Annotated in this window: 16 protein-coding genes and 16 tRNA genes; all 32 read right to left on the bottom strand. The window is 34.3% G+C overall.

Going from position 1 to position 19597, the window contains the following annotated elements:
• Positions 1 to 84 precede the first annotated feature (84 nt).
• Positions 85 to 675, bottom strand: coding sequence for an RNA ligase 1 family protein (locus tag WFH39_RS11025; protein WP_336689928.1), 591 nt, complete (start codon positions 673 to 675; stop codon positions 85 to 87).
• A 52-nt stretch (positions 676 to 727) separates the two neighbouring features.
• Positions 728 to 1744: an RNA ligase, Rnl2 family gene (locus WFH39_RS11020; protein ID WP_336689927.1), complete on the bottom strand. Its 1017-nt coding sequence runs from the start codon at positions 1742 to 1744 to the stop codon at positions 728 to 730.
• 94 nt (positions 1745 to 1838) lie between these two features.
• A complete protein-coding gene (locus WFH39_RS11015) occupies positions 1839 to 2396 on the bottom strand; it encodes a DinB family protein (RefSeq protein WP_336689926.1) in 558 nt (185 codons plus the stop codon).
• Positions 2396 to 2767: a cyclic-phosphate processing receiver domain-containing protein gene (locus WFH39_RS11010; RefSeq protein WP_336689925.1), complete on the bottom strand. Its 372-nt coding sequence runs from the start codon at positions 2765 to 2767 to the stop codon at positions 2396 to 2398. The genes WFH39_RS11015 and WFH39_RS11010 overlap by 1 nt, the downstream gene beginning before the upstream one ends.
• 11 nt (positions 2768 to 2778) lie before the next feature.
• Positions 2779 to 3555 carry an ATP-grasp domain-containing protein gene (locus WFH39_RS11005; protein WP_336689924.1) on the bottom strand — a complete coding sequence of 259 codons (777 nt, stop codon included), beginning with the start codon at positions 3553 to 3555 and terminating at the stop codon, positions 2779 to 2781.
• A gap of 24 nt (positions 3556 to 3579) precedes the next feature.
• Complete coding sequence (locus WFH39_RS11000; protein WP_336689923.1) at positions 3580 to 4392, bottom strand: ATP-grasp domain-containing protein; 813 nt, start codon at positions 4390 to 4392, stop codon at positions 3580 to 3582.
• A gap of 126 nt (positions 4393 to 4518) precedes the next feature.
• The gene (locus WFH39_RS10995; protein ID WP_336689922.1) at positions 4519 to 5004 is read right to left on the bottom strand and encodes a ribonuclease H-like YkuK family protein; all 486 of its coding nucleotides are present in this window, start codon (positions 5002 to 5004) and stop codon (positions 4519 to 4521) included.
• A gap of 213 nt (positions 5005 to 5217) precedes the next feature.
• A tRNA-Trp gene (locus WFH39_RS10990) sits at positions 5218 to 5288 on the bottom strand.
• 8 nt (positions 5289 to 5296) lie between these two features.
• Positions 5297 to 5369, bottom strand: a tRNA-Gln gene (locus tag WFH39_RS10985).
• A gap of 89 nt (positions 5370 to 5458) precedes the next feature.
• A tRNA-Phe gene (locus tag WFH39_RS10980) sits at positions 5459 to 5531 on the bottom strand.
• A gap of 90 nt (positions 5532 to 5621) precedes the next feature.
• Positions 5622 to 5695, bottom strand: a tRNA-Leu gene (locus WFH39_RS10975).
• Positions 5696 to 6007: 312 nt separating this feature from the next.
• Positions 6008 to 6080 (bottom strand) — tRNA-Glu (locus WFH39_RS10970).
• 161 nt (positions 6081 to 6241) lie between these two features.
• Positions 6242 to 6328 (bottom strand) — tRNA-Tyr (locus tag WFH39_RS10965).
• A gap of 172 nt (positions 6329 to 6500) precedes the next feature.
• Positions 6501 to 6582, bottom strand: a tRNA-Cys gene (locus WFH39_RS10960).
• Positions 6583 to 6971: 389 nt separating this feature from the next.
• Positions 6972 to 7045: transfer RNA gene (locus WFH39_RS10955), tRNA-Met, on the bottom strand.
• 99 nt (positions 7046 to 7144) lie between these two features.
• Positions 7145 to 7216, bottom strand: a tRNA-Glu gene (locus WFH39_RS10950).
• A 6-nt stretch (positions 7217 to 7222) separates the two neighbouring features.
• Positions 7223 to 7294: transfer RNA gene (locus WFH39_RS10945), tRNA-Pro, on the bottom strand.
• 68 nt (positions 7295 to 7362) lie between these two features.
• Positions 7363 to 7434: transfer RNA gene (locus tag WFH39_RS10940), tRNA-Asp, on the bottom strand.
• A 5-nt stretch (positions 7435 to 7439) separates the two neighbouring features.
• A tRNA-Ser gene (locus tag WFH39_RS10935) sits at positions 7440 to 7524 on the bottom strand.
• 5 nt (positions 7525 to 7529) lie between these two features.
• A tRNA-Arg gene (locus tag WFH39_RS10930) sits at positions 7530 to 7603 on the bottom strand.
• A gap of 110 nt (positions 7604 to 7713) precedes the next feature.
• Positions 7714 to 7787, bottom strand: a tRNA-Lys gene (locus WFH39_RS10925).
• A gap of 95 nt (positions 7788 to 7882) precedes the next feature.
• Positions 7883 to 7956: transfer RNA gene (locus WFH39_RS10920), tRNA-Arg, on the bottom strand.
• A gap of 97 nt (positions 7957 to 8053) precedes the next feature.
• Positions 8054 to 8127 (bottom strand) — tRNA-His (locus WFH39_RS10915).
• An 857-nt stretch (positions 8128 to 8984) separates the two neighbouring features.
• Positions 8985 to 10004: a tetratricopeptide repeat protein gene (locus WFH39_RS10910; protein ID WP_336689921.1), complete on the bottom strand. Its 1020-nt coding sequence runs from the start codon at positions 10002 to 10004 to the stop codon at positions 8985 to 8987.
• Positions 9997 to 11694: an APC family permease gene (locus WFH39_RS10905; RefSeq protein WP_336689920.1), complete on the bottom strand. Its 1698-nt coding sequence runs from the start codon at positions 11692 to 11694 to the stop codon at positions 9997 to 9999. The genes WFH39_RS10910 and WFH39_RS10905 overlap by 8 nt, the downstream gene beginning before the upstream one ends.
• The gene (locus tag WFH39_RS10900) at positions 11684 to 14080 is read right to left on the bottom strand and encodes a hypothetical protein (protein WP_336689919.1); all 2397 of its coding nucleotides are present in this window, start codon (positions 14078 to 14080) and stop codon (positions 11684 to 11686) included. Before WFH39_RS10900 ends, WFH39_RS10905 begins: the two co-directional genes overlap by 11 nt.
• Positions 14071 to 14814, bottom strand: a complete 744-nt coding sequence (locus tag WFH39_RS10895; RefSeq protein ID WP_336689918.1) for a hypothetical protein — start codon at positions 14812 to 14814, stop codon at positions 14071 to 14073. Before WFH39_RS10895 ends, WFH39_RS10900 begins: the two co-directional genes overlap by 10 nt.
• Positions 14787 to 15920 (bottom strand): AAA family ATPase, encoded by a 1134-nt coding sequence (locus WFH39_RS10890; RefSeq protein ID WP_288460084.1) that lies wholly within the window; start codon positions 15918 to 15920, stop codon positions 14787 to 14789. Before WFH39_RS10890 ends, WFH39_RS10895 begins: the two co-directional genes overlap by 28 nt.
• Positions 15921 to 16595: 675 nt before the next feature.
• Positions 16596 to 17294: a hypothetical protein gene (locus WFH39_RS10885; protein WP_336689917.1), complete on the bottom strand. Its 699-nt coding sequence runs from the start codon at positions 17292 to 17294 to the stop codon at positions 16596 to 16598.
• Positions 17295 to 17296: 2 nt separating this feature from the next.
• Positions 17297 to 17884, bottom strand: a complete 588-nt coding sequence (locus WFH39_RS10880) for a DUF4919 domain-containing protein (RefSeq protein ID WP_336689916.1) — start codon at positions 17882 to 17884, stop codon at positions 17297 to 17299.
• A 387-nt stretch (positions 17885 to 18271) separates the two neighbouring features.
• On the bottom strand, positions 18272 to 18985 hold the full coding sequence (locus tag WFH39_RS10875) for a hypothetical protein (protein WP_336689915.1): 714 nt from the start codon (positions 18983 to 18985) through the stop codon (positions 18272 to 18274).
• Positions 18986 to 18987: 2 nt separating this feature from the next.
• Positions 18988 to 19572 carry a DUF4919 domain-containing protein gene (locus tag WFH39_RS10870; protein WP_336689914.1) on the bottom strand — a complete coding sequence of 195 codons (585 nt, stop codon included), beginning with the start codon at positions 19570 to 19572 and terminating at the stop codon, positions 18988 to 18990.
• Positions 19573 to 19597: the final 25 nt, after the last annotated feature.

Raw genomic sequence — 19597 nt, 5'->3', positions numbered from 1 at the left:
CTGCATATTAGTCAGATCAGTTTATGGTTCAATTTAATACGTAAAAAGTTCCGATAAAATAAATTACCGAAACTTCATCTATATTTAAACAATAAGTTCTTTTACTGATATTCTTCGTACACCAAAATCAGATTTTCTGATCTTGCACATACGATTGTCAGCAGTATGATGGAAAACAATACCCTCCATATCATTTTCGGGATTGCTCAAAAAGTTTTTGATAAATTCAAAGTCCAGACTTTCTAAACTAAGAATATTTTTGCCATGTTTTACCAATAAATGACCTTTAATATTCTCAGGATTTCCTTGTATCTTTTCACCAATAAGTTCGTAGGTTCCATCTTCCACCCTGCCCAATTCAGCCAAAGCACTGAAACCTTCCCAGAAGTATTGATCTTCTTTTTTATCAATATCACACGCTACCCAATGCGGATGATGACCTGTAATAAGATCCGCTTCCTGACACGGAATTGCGCCCTCAGGAGCTGTTTTTCCTTTTTTGGCATCGTATCTTTTGTATAATTTACCGTTGATTACTGCACATGCAGAACCATCAAACTTTTGTGTAGCAACAGCTTTCCCATCAAAAACCCATTTGTTTTCAGGATTAATTTCGTTAATAACTCTTCCTAAATTATGTATATCTTTTTTGAATAATGTACTTATCTTTTTCATTTTTAATAGTTTTAATCACAAAAGTTTTTATTCATCGGCATAACTCTCAAAACTATACTTTTGCGGAAATTAATTCTTCTTTTACGATGTCAATCACTAAAGAATTCAGTTTTTTATTGATTCTTTTCTGTTCTTCTTTCTCAATGGTTTCGAAAACTTTCGGAAAATCTTTTTCAAAATCTTCTAAAATATCCTGCGCAAAAAGACCGATCACTTTCCCAATCATTTTGGGTTCGAATTCACCAATTTTGCTGACCACGTTGTTTAGCCTGTTTGTAGTTACATATTTTTGAATTTCTTCCCAGATACTCTGAGCTTTTTCGCTAAAGCTGATTTGCTTTTGAACCGTTTTTTCCTGTTTTCTTACCACTTTAGATTTCTCGATCCATTTTTCATTTTTATTTTTCAAAATGACTCTTGAGCCGTTTCCAAAATATCTGGTTTTCAAAGTTTTCAAAATGGTTCCTTCACACATATTGTTCTTGATTTCAGGAAGTCCAAGCCAGCCCGGAATTTTAGAATCGAAAACATTCGGAAACTTCAAAGCATCTTCCAAAGTTCCCTGAAAAAGAATTTTTGCATAGAAAAATCCGGTTTCTTCGAAAATTTCATTCACCACATCGGTATCCAGATAAGTAGTTCCGTTCAGCTTGATGTCGAATGCATAAAATTCGTTGTGCGGAGCATATTCAATACCTTTCTGCACTTTTACCGCATCTTTTACAGGTTCCACTTCTTTGTGTTTGTAACCTCCACCGAACAATTCACCGTAGATTACGACCGTCTCTACATCCGGATGAATATTTTTCACTTTTTCGAATACTTCGATGACGTTTTTTCTGTAACGTTCTAAAATCTGATGTGCGTTGAAGAATTTTTCATCCTTTTCGATGAAAGCGGTTCTCTTCCCGATTTTAATTTCCTTTCCATCGGTAAAGAAAGAGAAATTAGCACCGTGAACTTTCTCCTGCACGATGAAAACCTCATCCCCAAAACCCTGAATCCTGATCTGATCGATTACCCGGGTCTGGTAAGCGTTTTCTATTGAGTTATATGTTTTGAAAATCATTTTTTTAATTTTTTATTTGTTATTACTTTAAACCTCACAGGTTTTGAAAACCTGTGAGGTTTCACTACTGTCTGAAAAAAGACAATTCAAGTATTCAAATCGCTTCTAATTCATTATTTTTCATCTGAGTAAGATGTCTCTGAGCATGAAGCGAAAGGAAATAAATGTACTCGTAAACATTGATTTTCCCGAGTTCGTTCACCGTCATTGTTGTTTTGCAGAGGAGACCTTCGCCATTTTTCATCAAGTCTAAATAACTTAAACATTGATGATATTGCTGAGTAATTAAACTTCTTATTTCAGTTAAATTTAATTCTCCTTTCGGCTCCATATGTTCCGGTCTTATCCATTCGAATGAACCGTACTCGCCTATTTTTTCAAACTTTTCCTGATTGAAACGGTAATTTTTTATTTCAAGATTCAAATCAAGATGCAGATAATTCCGCATTGCTTTTTTTGAGCCTTTTTCAATGAGTATCAACAGATAAAAGTTCGTGAGATAAATATGTTCTAAAATCTGCTGAACTGTCCAACCTCCATTTGAAGGCTGAAAATTCAACGTTTTATTGTCTTTATCAAACCACTTGTCAACCTCATCAAAACTGAGCTTCAAATGCATTTTTATGTCTTGAATGAATCTGAAAATGTCCATTATAAATTTTTAAAGTTTTTTAAAAGGCTTTCAATATTTTCCTTTCCTACAGGATTCATGGAATGGCAATAAAACTGTGGCAAATCCAAATAATTATCGATACAATATTCTACCAGCCATTTTGCACAATCGTAACCTGTTTTTTCAACAAATTCCTGAGAATTCGGTTCCAAATAATGTTCATCAGCAAGGTCGTGGTCAAAAGAGATCATTTCTGGAAGTCCTTTTTCCAAAATCCTGTTGACAAACTGTTCGTAATTCCGAACGATATGCCAGTCTTTTCTGAGGAAAATATCCTGTTTGGTATAATGATACGCTTCAATCGGATATCTTATATCGTCCAGAAACAGTAATCTTTTTGTTATTTCCATTGCTTATTTTTTTAATTCGAAAAGTAAATATTCAAAGCTTTGATAATACTTTTCACGTTTGTATTCGGATAAAATCCTGAACTGTTGATGCAGTTGATTTCAACAATCTTCCAGCCTTCATCAGTTAAACAAATATCCATTACAAAAGCTTCTTCCAAATTGAAAAGCTGAATCATTTTATTGGCGAAACTCAATCCGTCTTCTGAAACTTTTTCTTCAAAAGGAGCATGATCATTGAATTTATAATATCCTGCATCAATAATTTGTCCGCCAACAATCCAAAGTCTTGCTTCTTTGATCGTTCGTTTTGCTTCAGAAATCTGAACCAAAGAATCTTCTGTAATTCTGTTGGTTTGATTTTGCAATGCTTCAAAAGCAAAATCTTTCCATTCCGTTTCATTGAAGACTTTTCCAGTAAAAATTTTCGCTTCATTATATGGCTTGATGAATTTGAGTTCATCTTTTTTCCAAATCAATTCTTCCGAAATTTTATGAACGGAAACTTTATGATTAAGAAGGTTTTCACTGTAATATTTGGAATACACTTCATACAAGTGATTGCCTCCGTAAAAAGAACCGGGAAACCAATCTGTATTTTGCTTTGCCAATCTTGCAATCGTCACCGAACCGTATACAAAAACATCTTTTCTGTCTGTTTCGAAGTCAATTTTTTGTGCGGTTGGAGGAATATTAATTACGCTGTAATCAATATTTAATTCTTCCAAAGCATCAAAAATCCTGTAATGATCGGGATCTAAATACGTATTAGCCTGAACTAAAAAATACATGGTTATTAATTTTTTAAGGTTCTTTTATTTGTTTTTTACAATACCCGCCAATTCCAGTTTTGCATCTTCAGGAAATCCTGAAAGTCCGGGAATATCGTTGTATTCTACAATCACTTTTTCTCCGTTTTCTGTTTCCAGAACGTCAATTGCCACAATATCTGCTTTGATGTTTTCCTGTAACAGTTTTATTTTTTCTATCCATTCTTTTTCGGGCTCGATGAGTTGATATTGCTGAGTTAAAGAATTGGCTTTCCAATATTTGCCTTTTCTTTTCATTGCCCAGACTTTGTCATTGATAACCAGATAACGGATGTCATATTGATAATTAATAAATTTCTCTGTCGTCACATAATCCTGATGAATAAACAGCAAATCTTTCAGTTCTTCCCATTGTTCTTCGGTTGAAACCAGACTTTTTCCGTATCCGCCGTGATGATTTCCAACTTTAACCACAAAGGGAAATTGCATTTCCAGATTTTTCAATTGAGTTGTATTGGTTGCGACATTAAAATCAATCACAGGTAATCCAAGTTTTTTCAATCTGTTTAACATGGATAATCTTTCGTAACCTATTAATAATGTCGAAGCTGAATTCACGCATGGAATTCCTGAATATTCAATCAATTCCAAAATGTTTCTGTGTTTTGCTTCAGGATTGATTGCTCCCAATCTCCAGAAAATAACATCCGGTTTGCAGACTCCATTCTCATCAATAACATACAGTTCAGCATTTTTTACGATAAATTCTGCGGTCTGAACTTTTTTCTGAACCACATCAAATCCTGTAAAATAATCCTGCCAGTATTTTTCTCCATTGATGATTAAAATTGTTTTCATTGTTTTATTTGTTATTACTTTAAACCTCACAGGTTTTGAAAACCTGTGAGGTTTCTGAAAGCTTTAAAATAAATGTAGAAAATTAAAAACTCTAATTTCCATACATTCCACTTCCAGCTATTTTTATCACACCAACATATCAGCACAATTGGAACTTGCGAAGGCGTAAGGTTTTGCTTTAAACACATATCCCATTCCAAGAATATATCCCATTGCGTCTCTTAAGGCAACATTGGATTTGAAATCCGGATCGGTATTAATGTCTGCATGTACCTCCATTTCCACTCCATAAGCATCCAGAACAGCGCAAATGGCGTAAGCAATTTCTACGGATTTGTTAACCTCGTTCAGCATACGTTCTTTGATACTGATAGTCTGTATTTCTCTTTCTTTTCTGATAAAGGTAAACGCTCCTTTTCCCTCACGAATAAATACTACTGCCGTAGCATAATTAATGGCATCCCCGTATACATGGGAGTCTGAACCTACACAAACCTTCAGTCGGTGTCCATTAGCCTGTTCGCGGATGATGGCTTCTTCTACCAGCTGTGTGATAGAGTTTTGGAAAATTTTCCCTGTCATGTTCTGCCATACTTGTTGTTGCGTTTCCATTTTTTCTACATGTTTTTTGTTTTGTTTAAATTTTTATTAATTATTATTTGAATATCTGTAATCTGGCAGAGTGCTTTTTTAACGCAAAGTCCGCAAAGATTTTTTACTACTCACTTCTATTAAAGTTCGCAAAGGCGTTTCACTCAGCTAAGAACACAAAGCTTTTTAAATTCACTTGTGAAGCAAATTCACCATTGACCATTAACATTCCTGCACTCCGAACCGGACTCGAACCAATACCATCAGTTTTGGAGACTGAGATGCTGCCATTACACTATCGGAGTAGTTTTTGTTGATTCATCAGGACTCGAACCTGAACAACAAGAGTCAAAGTCTTGTGTGCTGACCAATTACACTATGAATCAATTTTATAAGTAATGAGTAATAGGTAATTAGTAATTTTTTTTGCGCATAATTCATTACTTATTGCACATTACTTATTACTGATATCTCGTGGAACAGACAGGAATCGAACCTGTACCTTTAGTTTTTCAGACTAACGTGCAGACCTGCTACACCACTCTTCCAATTTTATAGGTAATGAGTAATTGGTAATCAATAATATTTTTTGCCTGCAATTTATTACCCATTGCTTATTACCGATTACTTATATTCTGTACGGGAAGAGGGATTCGAACCCCCAAAACCTTGAGCCTAAATCAAGTGTGTCTGCCAATTCCACCATTCCCGCGGATTTCATTAGTAATGAGTAATTGGTAATCAGTAATAAAAATTATCTTCTATAAATTTATAATTCGTATTAACCTTAAATAATTACTCATTGCTAATTACTTATTACTTATATTTTTAGGTTCGAGAAAAGCCTGTCTATATTTATAAACTATGCCTGTAATGTTTTTTTAAAGATCTTCTGCGCTCGACAGACCTTTCTCTTTCCATTTAACCTATTTCTTTGTGAATTGTCAATCGTCAATTTATTTCGTAGTCAATTCTTAAATTCACTTGTGGAGCAAAATTCACCATTCACCTTTTCACTTTCCTGTACTCTATAAGGGAATCGAACCCTTGTTTTCTGCTCGAAAGGCAGGCGTCCTGAACCGTTAGACGAATAGAGCGTTTTTGTTGTGAATTGTTAATCGTCAATTTCTTTACGGTCATTTTTTTAAATTGACAATTGACTATTCACCATTCACTTTTTTTTGACCATCTGACCAGGAGTCGAACCTGAACAACAAGAGTACATTTCCTGCATGCTGCCATTACATTATCAGCGGTTTGGTGGAAGTAGCAGGATTCGAACCTACTCAGCAATGAAGCAACAGATTTACAGTCTGCCCCGACTCTCCAGCTTCGGCGTACTTCCCTTTTTTCATGAGTAATAAGTAATTGGTAATAAGTAATATTTTCCAACTAACTTTTTAATCTTTAATTTTTGAAGAAAAACAAAGCCTGTCTTAATTTTTAGTTTGATGTAAGAACTTCTGCGCTCGACAAACTTTTTCTTTCTTCGGAACTAATCTCATTTTAGTTATTTGAGATGGTTATGGGATTCAAACCCACTCAGCTTACGCAACGGTTTTGCAGACCGCCCCGACTCTTCCACTTCGGCGAACCATCGTTTTTATGAGTAATCAGTAATGGGTAATGAGTAATTTCCCAATATTCTGATTATTTTTTTTTATTTAAATTTTCATTAAAAAATAAAGTCTGTCTTATTTTTTTGTTTGATATAAGAACTTCTGCGCTTTGACAAACTTTATTTTCTCTAAAAATTTATATTATGTCACAACTTTTTTCATCCATTTTCAGTTGAGTTAAGAAAAAGCCTGTCTATATTATATCGTGTTTTTTTGGCTAAAGATCTTCTTCTCTCGACAAGCCTTTTCTTTTTCTCTTTGAAACAATTAACTTAGTTTGAATTGTGAATAGTCAGTTATCAATTCGCTTTGCTTGTCAATTTAAATTCACTTACGAAGTAAATTCACCATTGACTATTCACTTTTCTGTAATTTCGGAAGGACTCGAACCTTCAACCTTCGGCTTATGAAACCGATACTCTAACCCATTGAGCTACGAAATCGTTTTTAATTTGGTGAATAATCAATTGTCAGTCCCATTTGTTCATCAATTTTAAAATTCACTTACGAAGTAAATTCACCATTGACTATTCACTTTTTTGTACTCCATAAGGGAATCGAACCCTTGTCGTTCGGTAGAAAGCCGAATGCACTAACCTCTATGCTAATGGAGCAAACTGTCTGGAAAGCAGGGTTCGAACCTGCGACCTCCCGCGTCCAAGGCGGGTAAACAACCACCGTTATCTTTCCAGTTTTGCAGATTCACTTTCATTTTCTTTTCCGGGAGACAGCCGGAGCAGAAGTTTTCCGTGAATCTTTGCGGTCTATGCGAGAATCGAACTCGCAGTGCCCGAGAGACAGTCGGGAAGGTTAACCATTACCTCAATAGACCTTTTGCGGAGAGCAAAGGAATCGAACCTTCACTACTGTCGTAGAACTCATTAGCAATAAGCCGCAACAAACCAATATTTGCCTACTCTCCTTTTGTGATTCCGACAGGATTCGAACCTGTAACCCTGGGTTTAGAAAACCCATGCTCTATCCAATTGAGCTACGGAATCTTAGTATTGTGAATGATCAATCTCCAATGGTCAATTGTCAATTCGCTTTGCCTGTCAATTTTTAATTTACTTATGAAATAAAATTCACAATTGACTATTCACTTTTTTTGTAATCCCAGAAAGATTTGAACTTTCAACCCCCGGTTTAAAAGACCGGTGCTCTAACCATTTGAGCTATGAGATTGTTTTTATGTTGTGAATGGTCAATCGTCAATTCGCTTTGCCTGTTAATTTTGAATTCATTTGAAACAAAATTCACTATTGACCATTCATTTTTTGTAATCCCAGAAGGACTCGAACCTTCAACTTTTGGTTTCGTAGACCAACGCTCTATCCAATTGAGCCATGAGATTATTTTTAATTTGTGAATTGTTAATCGTCAATTCGTCTTGCTCGTCAATTTTTAAATTCACTTACGAAGTAAAATTCACTATTAACTATTCACATTTCTGGGGTATCTCCGGGGATCGAACCCTGTTCTCCGGTGCCACAAACCGACGCTTTACCAAATAAGCTAGAGAAACCATATACCATAAAAAAAGCGCCTCTTTTCGGGAGGCGCTTTATATTTCTGGACGTGTCAGTTCATTAGCTGACCCATGTATATAAGCACCTTTTTCCCACAAATTCACTATCAAGAAGAATAACACAAGCATATCTTTGTCCCATCGGTTCTGTACCGCGTTGTCCTGAATATAAATTAGATATGTTATGTAATTGTTTCATTTTATTCTTGTTGTTTTAAAAATGTTTTTTTGAAAGGCTTGAAAACCTGTTGCTTTCAATTTTCGGTTGCAAAGTAAATATGATTTTTTTTAACTCGCAAATTTATTTTTCATTTAAATATTTGAAAATCAATTAATTATGTTCTAATTTTAGAATAGAGAATTTCTGTCCGCAATACTTTGCAGATGTCTCAAATACCTAAATGACTGTCTCTCATCGGTTTACTGATCACGCTCTATTTTCTTATTAATTGTTCATTTGTTATTAAATAATTTTCATTTTTATGGTTATTTTTTTTCATTCTAAATAATTTCTGCTCTAAAAACACAAAAAACGCCTCGGTAATCGAGGCGTTTTTGCAGTATTTTGATAAAATTTTTACGGTTTTACAGTAAATAATTTTCAAAGCAAGCACATTTCGCCTCATAAGATATCATCCATTCATACCCAAACGATCCCTTTAGTACAGGGCGATCGCATAGATTTAAACTGATATGTGCTCTTTGTATTGTCATTATTTTATGGTTGCAAAGATAAATCTTTTTATTAAAAGTTTTTTATTTTGTCATTGCGAACTGAAAGTGAAGCAATCTATATTATGTCATTTTTACTTTGAGATTGCTTCGTCGCCTTGCTCCTCGCAATGACAAACAAATCAATTCCTGAATATTCTGTTCCTTCCCGTCTTATATCTGGAAATATCTTTCAGAATCACTTCATCATCCGGATTGAAATACTTCAGTTCATTTACGATTTCTGAGCGGGTTGCTACTTTTTCGGCGATGATTTCGTAGGCGATATTTCTTGTGGTCGATTGAAGTTTCGGATCTTTTTTAAATTCGTGTTTCATGGCTTCAAGATAAGTAATCTTTTTCTCCGAAGGTGTTTTCTGATAAAGTTCCTGAATTTGCTGATCGAGTTTTTTCACATCAAAAATATTGGCAAAATAGTTATTGAGACAGTTAAAAGCATCACGGTCTTCTTCCCAGCCTTTCAGCAGAATTTTCTGTGCTTCATCTGGCAATTCCATTTTTTTACGGTAAATTAAAGAACCTTTTACCATCTGACTGTTGTTTACATAATCGTCCACCACCATCTGATAATAGATATTGGCATTTTTGGCATCATTCATTTTCCTGTAGAGATCGCCTACTTTTTCTTTCTGTTCGAGTTCTTTGTACAAATCGATTGCTTTTTTATACTGCTTTGCTTTTTCGTAGCAGTTTGCAGCTTCCGATTTATTCTTTAATTTTTTAAGATAAATAACCGCCGCTTCGTTGTATAAGCCTCCGTCTTCCAGTGTTTTTGCCCCGCGATAGTAATCTTTCATCAAGTTCATGTATACTTTTGCCGCTCTTTTATAATCTTTTTCACTGATGTATTTCTGAGCCAGTTCTTCGTATTTATTCCTGATCTTATCGAAAAGGGATGCTTCCAGATAAAAATTCCCTCCTCCGTTTCTGCCTTTTCCCGAAGAGTTGCTTTCTTTTTCCTTTTTTTCCAACTGCATGAGTACCACAAAAATGATGAACGCAACAATGGCAAAAATCACCAAAGTTCCTACTACACTCCAAAAACTCTGATGGAACAGCTGCGCCAGAATTCCTATCATTTTGATGATGGCGAGAATAAAAAATGCCGCCAAGAATTTATCTGTAAATTTCTGTCTATTCATCTTTGTCTGAATTAAAAATAGTTTCATCTTCGCTGAAAAGACGGTAAAGAAGCAATACAATGCCGATAATAAGGATCCATACAAACCAATTGTACCCGAACATTGCGATCAGCGGATAGAAAATATACGCCAACATGGCAACCAAAATAATCATTAGGAAAATCTTGGTTCCCGCCGGAACATTTTCACCGCCTATATTCAGTGATTTTCTATTGACGAAGAAAGAATACAGTCCTACCGCACCTGTCATGGCAACAATAAGCCAGAAAATCTCAGCAAAAGAGGTGCTTTTTTCTTCCGGATTACTTTTTTCAGCGTTCAGTGTCGAAATAGCAGGCGGAGTCTGTGGAAGTTCTTTCGTTCCGTACAGCCTTCCCAATGAGTCTTCCACCAAAATGGCTTTCTTTTTCATAATGGTTTTTACAACTCCTTCATCGGCAGGTTTTCCTGAACCTGATTTCTGAATGGAATCTTTAATTTTCTCTCTGATTTTTCCTTCATTCTGAGCCAGATATTTTACAATTTTCTTTCGATACACTCTTTTTAATGAATCGGTTGCCGCATCTGTTTTATCATTCAGCTTAAAAATATCATTCTGAATTTTATTAAGCGGTCTTCCTCCATTCTTGAGATATTCCTGATAACTTTTTTCACCCGGTTTGCTCATGCTTAGAGAGGCATTCATATGTTCTTTCATCAGTTCTCTCCGCTTTTTTCCGTACATGGAATCGATTTTCATATCAATATCGGTAACTCCTGATTTGTACGCCACTACGGGAGCCATCATTGTTTTATCCGGAGTCTGAACTTTACCCGAAGAAATTTTAGAAGATTCTTCCGGTTTATCTTTATTAAGATTGATAAAAACTCTGGCTAAGCCGATCATTAAAAGAACAACCCAGAATATCCAACGGTAATTTCTACCGGAAGATTTTCCGTTAAAATCGTCTTCCTCTTTTTTACCAAAGAGTTTTTCGAGCCATGAATTTTTAAATTTAAAAATCCCGAAACCATCACCTCTTGAAGTTCCCATAATATCCAACGGAACGCCAAGTTCTACTGCTCTGTCAGGATATTTTTCGATATATTTTAGATATTTTTCGATTTCCTTTTTATTTCCCGTCATCACCTTTTTCATGTCAAAGGGAAGGTTTTTCATCCATTCTTCTTCGGTTTGCGGTTTTTCGAGAGATTCCAGAACTTTTTCATCGTCCATTTCAACGGTAAAACTTTCGATTTTCTGAGGAATCTGAACGCCTTTCGATGGCTTTCTTACTTTATCTTCCGAGATTTCCGGATTCTGAATGATGGAGATCCAGTCGATTTCTTCATTCAATTTAACCAAACCAAATTCGGGGTGCATGATGAGATATTCCGCATCGATATTCTGCCACTCTTCAGGATTTACTTTCGGATAAAAGACCGTATTTTCAGGAATGAAAAATCTATTATCGACGCATTGAAAATAAGAATTTCTGCCAATTTCGTTTGGAGCAAGATTTTTAAACACCAAAAAACATCCGTATAAAATATTCGGTTCTGTGGAAGGAATCGGGAACGACTGAACTTCATGTAAGTCTATTCCTAATATTTCCATCTCATAAAGCCATACAAGCGGTGAAGAACCTTTGATTAAAAGTCCTTTTTTGGGGTAGTTATTTTTCGGAAAAGGTTTAAGTCTAAGTTCCATATTCCCAAATTTGATCTATAAACCGTTCCATATATTCAACATACATTTCTTTCATCGTTCGCACTTTCAAAAGTGTATTCTGTGGCAGATAATATTCTGAGCCTCCAAATTCCGTGTTGGTTGCCAAAGCCAGATTTCCATATTCTGTGGAAGGAATATAAAATTCGGGGATATTTTTGTTGCTGCTTTTAAAAGTCAGCATTCCTCGATTGTCCGTGATAATTTCGCTTCCGTCTGAAAAGGTAAATTTATTTTTATTCTGCTCCGCACAGATTTCCAGCGGATAATTATTTCTGTAAAATGTGATGGAATCTTCGTTATATAATTTGTTTAATTCATTATTTGAAATGACTAGCTTTTTTTCTGTATTGATTCCGATATTGTGGAAATTATTCAGGATTTTTAATCCACTGTGGATTAATTTGTTAAGTTCAGATCCAACTCTTAAATTATTTTTATAAATTTCTTTCTCATTCACAAATGCCTCTTCAAAACTAACATTTCCATCTATAGCAATTTTATTGCTGTAAGGAATATCATCCAAATGCAGATAAAAACTTTTATTAAAGTATATAAGTTGACTTTTAATAGGTATATTTCTTCCTGTCAAATTCAGCTCAGAATATTCTTTAGTATTTAAATTTAATTTTGAAATCAGCTTTTTATCGGGCTGATACTGGCATAAAATAAAGTCTCCCTGCTTATTTTTTGCCAACGCAAACTGACCTTTTGGCTTTACGGAAATATCATCAATTAAAATTTCGCAGCCATGATGTGTTTTATACGTGTCATAATAATTGCGGTTGTAATAATTGTCTGAAAGATAGGTTCTCAGCAACTGTTTTTTATTGCTTAAAATAAAAAATTCCCCTTCATACAGAAAGGTTGCAATTTTATTGATTGGCGCAGGAAACAAAATCGGATAATTGAACGGAACATTTGCTTTTTTGCCGTTTCCTGAAAATTTACTTTCCCTTCTCTGTCTTCTTGCCGGCGGATTTGCCCACAATTCCTGCAAAGGAAGCATGATTTTCTGGATATGCTTTCTTGTTCCTTTATGATATTTGTAAAAGTTCAGTTCACCGTTTGCAGAAGTCGTCACCAAAAATTTCAGGCGGTCTCTGTTTTTGTGAATGATTTTCTGAAGATTTTGATGGCTTAAATTTTCCTGATTCGTGATAAAAAAAACTTCCAGATCTTTTTCTTTATGTTCTTCATTAAAAAACTTTTCAAGTGCGCCTGAAACTTCCAGAACCGGACTTACATGATTGAGATTTTCCACTACTTCATCCACATTATCCAGAGACATCGGGATGATATTCTGTCCCAATGCAAAAACTTTGCATTCTGAAAGTGCTTTCGGATGTTTGATGACCGCAATTGCCGATGCAAACCCCAAAACTTTCGGGGTTCCCCAGTTTTTCAGGGAAGTATCAATTAAAATAATTCTTTCAAAAATATTTTCTTCGGGCGGAATTTCTCTTTGGATAAACAACGCTTCATTGTTTGCAACACGGTTCATGAAAATGTCATCCTCATTGGCAAATTCAGACAAAAGCATTCTGTGAAGTTCACCTTTATTCGTCATATCCGAGATTCCTCCAATCGGCTGTTCTCCAGGCGAAAGATGACGCATAGGGATTTTCAGACCGCTCCAGATCCTTTTAATTAAACTTCCGACCTGAAACGTTTTCGGCTCTTCAATGAGTTCCTGAATAAAATCTTTATTGGTTTCAACGGTGGTTTCTTCTTCCACCACTTCATCTTCCAATTCCGAAATATCTGTGAAACCTTTCATGGCATTGATGATGGATTTTCTAGTCGGAAATTTATTCTGAAGAAGCGCTAAAGTTTTAATATCTCTGTTAACCGCAATGGAAGTTAGAGGCTTTTTAACAGCAGCTTCGCCGATGATGTGAGGCTTAGTTTCAAATATTTTTAAGATTAACCCTGAATTTACCGAGGAAACCCGATTGTGACTGTCTTTAAAAATGGTCTGTAAAAGAATGATTTTATTCTGTCCCCGCTTTAAAGAACTTCCGATACTGCTCAGATTTTCTAAAAATTTAATGGCAAGATCTACATCGGATTCATTTTCCGCAAAATTATCTTTCTGTCTGTTCAGATAATAAAAAACGCCGTCTAAATTTAAGTAGCCATCATGAAGCGCATACAAAACAAGCAATAAAGAACCGAAAGGCGGAAGACCCTGTTCTTTAAGTTCTTTAAGAATTTCCATTACGTAAGGTCTGTACGCAATTGCGCCTACATTCGGAATCGAAATAAGGTTGTTTTCATTATATCGGGTGTCGTCCGGAACATCTTCATCGGTTGTCCACTCCCAGAAATAATTGATATATGATTGGAAATATGCAATTATATCCATTCCTGTGATTTTTCAGTCAGTCTGAAAGAGCTTACGGATAATTTGCGGAAATCTTCTTTATTTAGGTAAAGAACATTTCCGTTTTCGTTCCATAAAAGCCACTGATCGCGACCTGCGTTATATTTTCTCTGTAATAAAGAGCTCATGTTTTTAAATTCAAAATCGTACCCTGTCGGTAAAAGATGTCCGTCTTTTGACCAAAATGTTTTTCCCGGAAAACTTAATAAAGGACTTCCTATAAATAAAGCATTGTCATTAATCACCATCCAGTCGATTTTCTCCAGCTTAAATTTCGGCAGTGTGATTAAGGTTTCCCTGATTTCTTTTATTGAGCATACCAACGCTGTTGCGGGATGCTCTTCTTCGCTTGGTTTCAGTTTAATTTCAATTTTTCCGTCAATTCCGAAAAAATTATGGTTGAATGACGGGAAAGTTAATCGTAAAGCTTTATCAATGGGAGTCCAAAGCAAAGCCGTTCTCATTTTTTTGCTGGGAACCAAAGCGTCTTTTCTGAATAAAAGTCCGTCTCTTAATTCATAAAGCAGGAAATTCGGCAACTTTTGAATTTCAGAGGAAACCGCCTGTTCATCTGTAAAACCTTTCAGCCAGACCACATCTTCTTCTAAAGCAATCTGAACATTTTTCCAGTCGCGGATGGAGCCCAGAACATCTTCATCTGCACGCGGAATTTCTGCCCAGAATTCTTTTAAACCGTTTGAAGAATCTTTTGCCATAGATTTTCAATTTCCTGTTGAATATACTGTTTCTGCTCAGGATTTCTGATCCACTCGCATCGCGTCTGAAGGTATCTTAATTTATCTTTGATGACGTTCTGCTCTTCAAAACTCAAAGATCCCTGATTCCATTTTTCGACTAAGATTTTTACGTCTTTCATCACTTCTTCCGGATTCGGCGTTTTGTTTTGCAATGCCTGCGGATGAGATTTCGGATGGTCATCTTTTTCAATCGTTCTGTTGATGATTCCTTCGAGAATTTCAATCTGTTCTTCGGTGTCCCAAATATGTTTCAGCACCCATAAATCTGATAAAATCGCTTCATTTCTGCCACAAATTAAAGCACTTGCCGCGATAAGGTTCTGCAATTTAACGGCTCTACGGTCGGAAATGGCAATTCCTGTATTTCGGAGACTGATGATCGTGTTTAAATAGACTTCGTAAATGGGTCTTAAATCGACTGTTTTACACAAATTCTGAAGTTCTTTTATTTCGTGGGAAAGAATTTCGGGAGTTTCTGTTTCGGTATTATTTTCCAATTTTCTCCCGGCTAAAAGCACCTGATGAAGAAGGTCGGGATGTACATAATCTACATTAATTCTGATGAGAAAACGGTCGAACAGGGCATTCAATGCTTCGTCTTCAGGAAGAACGTTACTCGCTCCCACGAACATGAGCGCAGGAAGGTGTTTGGTTTCTTTTCCTCTTTTAAAAATCTTTTCATTTAAAGCCATCAAAAGGGAATTCAGAATGGCTGAATTGGCATTGAAAATCTCATCCAGAAAAACCATGGATGCTTCGGGCATCATTCCTTCAGTGTTGGTTAATAATTCTCCTTCTTTTAATTTTCTGATATCAAAAGGACCGAAAATTTCGTTCGGTTCTGTGAAACGGGTTAATAAATATTCGAAGTTTTTTCCGTCTTTCACGGTTTTTGCCAACGTTCTTACAATGGCAGATTTTGCGGTTCCGGGAGGTCCGTACAAAAAGGCGTTTTCTCTTGCCAGAAGACAGATTCCCAATAAATCGACGACATCATTTTTCCCGACAAAGGTTTCTTTTACGTGGTTAAGAACGGTGTTTAATTTTTCTATATTCTGAGTCATTTGTTTGTATGTTATAATTTTTGACTTCTTTTTTTAATCGCAATTGTTTTTTAACGCAAAGTCCACAAAGTTTTTTTGACTACTAACTGTTTTTAAGTTCGCAAAGGTACTTCGACAAGCTCAGCATAAACTATTCATTTAACAAAGCAAGCAAAGGTCTAAATTTATTGTTATTTTTCTTTTTTGACGAAAATTATTGTTTTTTTGAACTGCTTTTTAACACAAAGTCCACAAAGTTTTTATTTACTTTCTATATATTTTAACCATTAAGATTGATTAAGGGTTTAAGATTAGTTAAGAGAAATAAATTTCTTAAGCTTGTCTTTAATTTGCTTGCAAATTCTTAATTCGTCTTAACTTCTTACCTATTCTTAATGGTTTAATTTTTTGCGGTGATTTTTGGTTTTGAACGCAAAGACCGCAAAGTTTATTTAACTACTCACTGTTTTTAAGTTCGCAAAGGTAGTTTGACAAGCTCAGTATAAACTATTCACTTAACGAAGGAAACAAAGTTTTTATTTACTTTCTATATATTTTAACCGTTAAGATTTATTAAGGGTTTAAGATTAGTTAAGAGAAATAAATTTCTTAAGCTTGCCTATAAACTATCCACTTAACAAAGCGAGCAAAGGTCTAAATTTATTGTTATTTTTCTTCAAATTAAAAGTTTTAGTTTTATTTAATAAAAAATCTTAACAGGAAAAAGTAGATAAACTGGCTTATGGTCATTGCAAGTAAAATATCAATATAAAATGATAGCGGAAACATAAAAAAAGTCAAATCATATACAAAATAAAGCACAATCAGAATACCCAGACTTATAAATCCCAAATATTTCCAAAGTGATGATATTGAATTTGACAGCAAAGAAATAATCATCAGCAATAAAACGACAAAGCACAGAAAGAATACTCTTCCATACATCTGATAATTTTTTGCAACAACAGGAATCAGTTGATTATAATCTATCTTTTTCGTAATCAGTTCATAAGCAATTACTAAAATCTCTCTGCAAATTTTAACAGGATTATATCCCAAAATTAAAGCTACCGAAAAAAGTACAAAAACAAGTAAAGCATGATAGATATAATTAATTTTACTTGATCTTTTCCGGGCATTTTTTAAGATCTCTTCATCATCCAGATTCTCTTCATCTTTAAATTCTATCGAACTTCCGGGAATATATCCGAAATTGATTTTAATGCCATTCTTTAAGGTGTAACTGTATAAAGGTTTACCAAAATGCATCAGCATAGAGATGCCTTTTATGTCTTCCTTCAATAAAAATTTATTGATATAGTACGGAATAACACAGAATAAAAACATATAGGAAGCAATAAGAATTCCTGTTATAAGTGCCGAGTTTATTTCCATATTCAGTTTTTATTAAAAAAATTCCACCAGCTTTTCTTTTTTGGCTTTTCTGTTTTTTCTGCCTTTGCATTTCTTTTGTTGAATGAGAAAGCAATTCTGTGGTAAGGAACAGAAATATCGAAGTAAACTTTGGAACCGTCGTTCAGCGTGAGAACATCCATTATTTTATCTTCTCCTTTAACGAGCCTCTGCATCGTATCTTCTTTATTGAAGTGATACCTTATGAGATCTCTTTCATCAGAAATTCTCGTAACAATGTAAGGTGAATCTTCTGTACCGTCACCGGTTTTTTCGATACATTCAAAAATGATCTTTGCAATGGTCATTTCAATATTCATTGCTTTTTCGTCGCCCAATTCTTTATAGGCAAAATATTTAAAGATATGAACACTCGGACTGAGCAAAATATTCACGTTTACATATTTTACGACTTCCTGAAATTTTCCTTCATTTAATAATTTCTGAACATTTCCTGTATCTTCAGAATAAGGATCATATTCCGGATCGTTGATTACGAGTTCTCTACACTTCAGAAAAGTTTCTCTGGTAGGATCGCTTAAAAATTCAAATACTTTTTCGTAGGTTTCCATTTATTGGTTATTGTTTTTTTGTCTTTTTGAAAAAACATTGTTTTTAACACAAAGTCCACAAAGTTTTTTTATCAACTAACTGTTTTTAAGTTCACAAAGGTACTTCGACAAGCTCAGTATAAACTATTCACTTAGCAAAGGAAACAAAGTTTTTATTTACTTTCTATATATTTTAACCATTAAGATTGATTAAGGGTTTAAGATTAGTTAAGAGAAATAAATTTCTTAAGCTTGCCTTTAATTTGCTTACCTATTCTTAATTGTTTAATTTTTTGCGTGATTTTAGGTTTTTAACGCAAAGTCTGCAAAGTTTTTTTTAATTATTTACTGTTTTTAAGTTCGCAAAGGCATTTCACTTAACAAAGTAAATAAAGATTTATAATTAATTTATTTAATGAAAAATCTTAATGATAAAAAATATAAAAACCCGCTTACGGTAATTGATATCAGCAGATCTATATAAAAGCTAATCGGCAGTTCAAAATATTTGAGCCCCATTACAACATAAGATCCTAAAATCAAAAACATCACAAGTATATTGGTAAAAACCGAAAATGGTGCTAATGCCAAAAGAAATGATACAAAAACAAAATACGTCATTGCCGCAAAAAACAGATAAAAATACTTCCCATACGTTATATATTGGCTGTTTACCATAGCTTTAAATTCTGAGAAACTCTGCTTTCCCGCTATAAGATCATAAAAATTTTCTATCAAATCTGTGAAAATAGTTATCGGGTTATATCCATACATGAGGCTTACAAAGCTTCCGACTACAATAATTAAAACCATTGTGACCACCTGCAACAAAGATATATTTTTAGCAAAATTTCTGAAATATCTTTTTCCTTCAGGAGAATCTAATGAAAAATCTTCAAGATGGAATTTAAGACCATAATTAAAAGGAATATAACCAAAGTTTATTTTTACTCCGTTTTTTAGGCTGTAGGAATAAAGAGGTTTACCGAATGTTGAAAATACGTGCACTTCATCTACTTTCAGCTTTAAAAATCTGCTGCTCAAATAATAAGCAAAAATGCAGAACAGAAAACCGTAAGTCGAAAAAATGATGCCAAGAGCGAAAGCTGTATTTATTTCCATATTTAGTTTTTACTTAAAAAATTCCACCAGCTTTTCTTTTTCGGCTTTTCTGCCCTTTTTCCTTCCGATTTTTCTTTATCCAAGAGAAATTTAGACCTCTTATAAGCATCAGTAACATCAAAATACAATTCAGAACCGTCTTCAAGAGTTAATACATCTAAATATTTATCTTCATGCTGAATTAATCTTTTCTGAAGATATTTTTTGCTTAAACGAAGCTCCAGAAGGTCATCTTCATCAGAAGCCCTGATAACAATATAAGGATTTTCTATGGTTCCGTCTCCTGTTTTTTCTATACAATTTAGAATATTATGACAGATAAATACTATACTTTCTGCGGCTTTTGTATTTCCTATCTCATTTAAAGAAATAAATTTTAAAAAATGTGCTCTTGGACTTAATAAAACATTAATGGTAACGTAATAATTCAATTTATCATATTCCTTATTTTCATATAGTTTTTTCATGATTTCCAAATCATCAGAATCAGGATCGTAATCTGGATTAGTGATAATCAATTCTCTGTGTTTTAAAAAATTTTCTTTTGTAGGATCTGCCACAAAATCAAATACAGTCTTTTCTCTCATTCTCTTAGGTTATTGTTTTTTAGTT

Source organism: Chryseobacterium sp. MMO-72 (genome assembly GCF_037146035.1).
Classification (GTDB): domain Bacteria; phylum Bacteroidota; class Bacteroidia; order Flavobacteriales; family Weeksellaceae; genus Chryseobacterium; species Chryseobacterium indicum.
The sequence above is the reverse complement of the archived record's forward strand: the minus strand, read 5'-3'. Positions and strand labels throughout refer to the sequence as shown.

Coding starts and splice junctions, on each gene's coding strand:
- WFH39_RS10995 (WP_336689922.1), bottom strand. CDS start 5,004: ATGGAAACGCAACAACAAGTATGGCAGAACATGACAGGGAAAATTTTC.
- WFH39_RS10870 (WP_336689914.1), bottom strand. CDS start 19,572: ATGAGAGAAAAGACTGTATTTGATTTTGTGGCAGATCCTACAAAAGAA.
- WFH39_RS11025 (WP_336689928.1), bottom strand. CDS start 675: ATGAAAAAGATAAGTACATTATTCAAAAAAGATATACATAATTTAGGA.
- WFH39_RS10905 (WP_336689920.1), bottom strand. CDS start 11,694: ATGGAACTTAGACTTAAACCTTTTCCGAAAAATAACTACCCCAAAAAA.
- WFH39_RS10880 (WP_336689916.1), bottom strand. CDS start 17,884: ATGGAAACCTACGAAAAAGTATTTGAATTTTTAAGCGATCCTACCAGA.
- WFH39_RS10890 (WP_288460084.1), bottom strand. CDS start 15,920: ATGACTCAGAATATAGAAAAATTAAACACCGTTCTTAACCACGTAAAA.
- WFH39_RS10875 (WP_336689915.1), bottom strand. CDS start 18,985: ATGGAAATAAATACAGCTTTCGCTCTTGGCATCATTTTTTCGACTTAC.
- WFH39_RS11000 (WP_336689923.1), bottom strand. CDS start 4,392: ATGAAAACAATTTTAATCATCAATGGAGAAAAATACTGGCAGGATTAT.
- WFH39_RS10900 (WP_336689919.1), bottom strand. CDS start 14,080: ATGGATATAATTGCATATTTCCAATCATATATCAATTATTTCTGGGAG.
- WFH39_RS11010 (WP_336689925.1), bottom strand. CDS start 2,767: ATGGAAATAACAAAAAGATTACTGTTTCTGGACGATATAAGATATCCG.
- WFH39_RS10885 (WP_336689917.1), bottom strand. CDS start 17,294: ATGGAAATAAACTCGGCACTTATAACAGGAATTCTTATTGCTTCCTAT.
- WFH39_RS11015 (WP_336689926.1), bottom strand. CDS start 2,396: ATGGACATTTTCAGATTCATTCAAGACATAAAAATGCATTTGAAGCTC.
- WFH39_RS10910 (WP_336689921.1), bottom strand. CDS start 10,004: ATGAATAGACAGAAATTTACAGATAAATTCTTGGCGGCATTTTTTATT.
- WFH39_RS11005 (WP_336689924.1), bottom strand. CDS start 3,555: ATGTATTTTTTAGTTCAGGCTAATACGTATTTAGATCCCGATCATTAC.
- WFH39_RS10895 (WP_336689918.1), bottom strand. CDS start 14,814: ATGGCAAAAGATTCTTCAAACGGTTTAAAAGAATTCTGGGCAGAAATT.
- WFH39_RS11020 (WP_336689927.1), bottom strand. CDS start 1,744: ATGATTTTCAAAACATATAACTCAATAGAAAACGCTTACCAGACCCGG.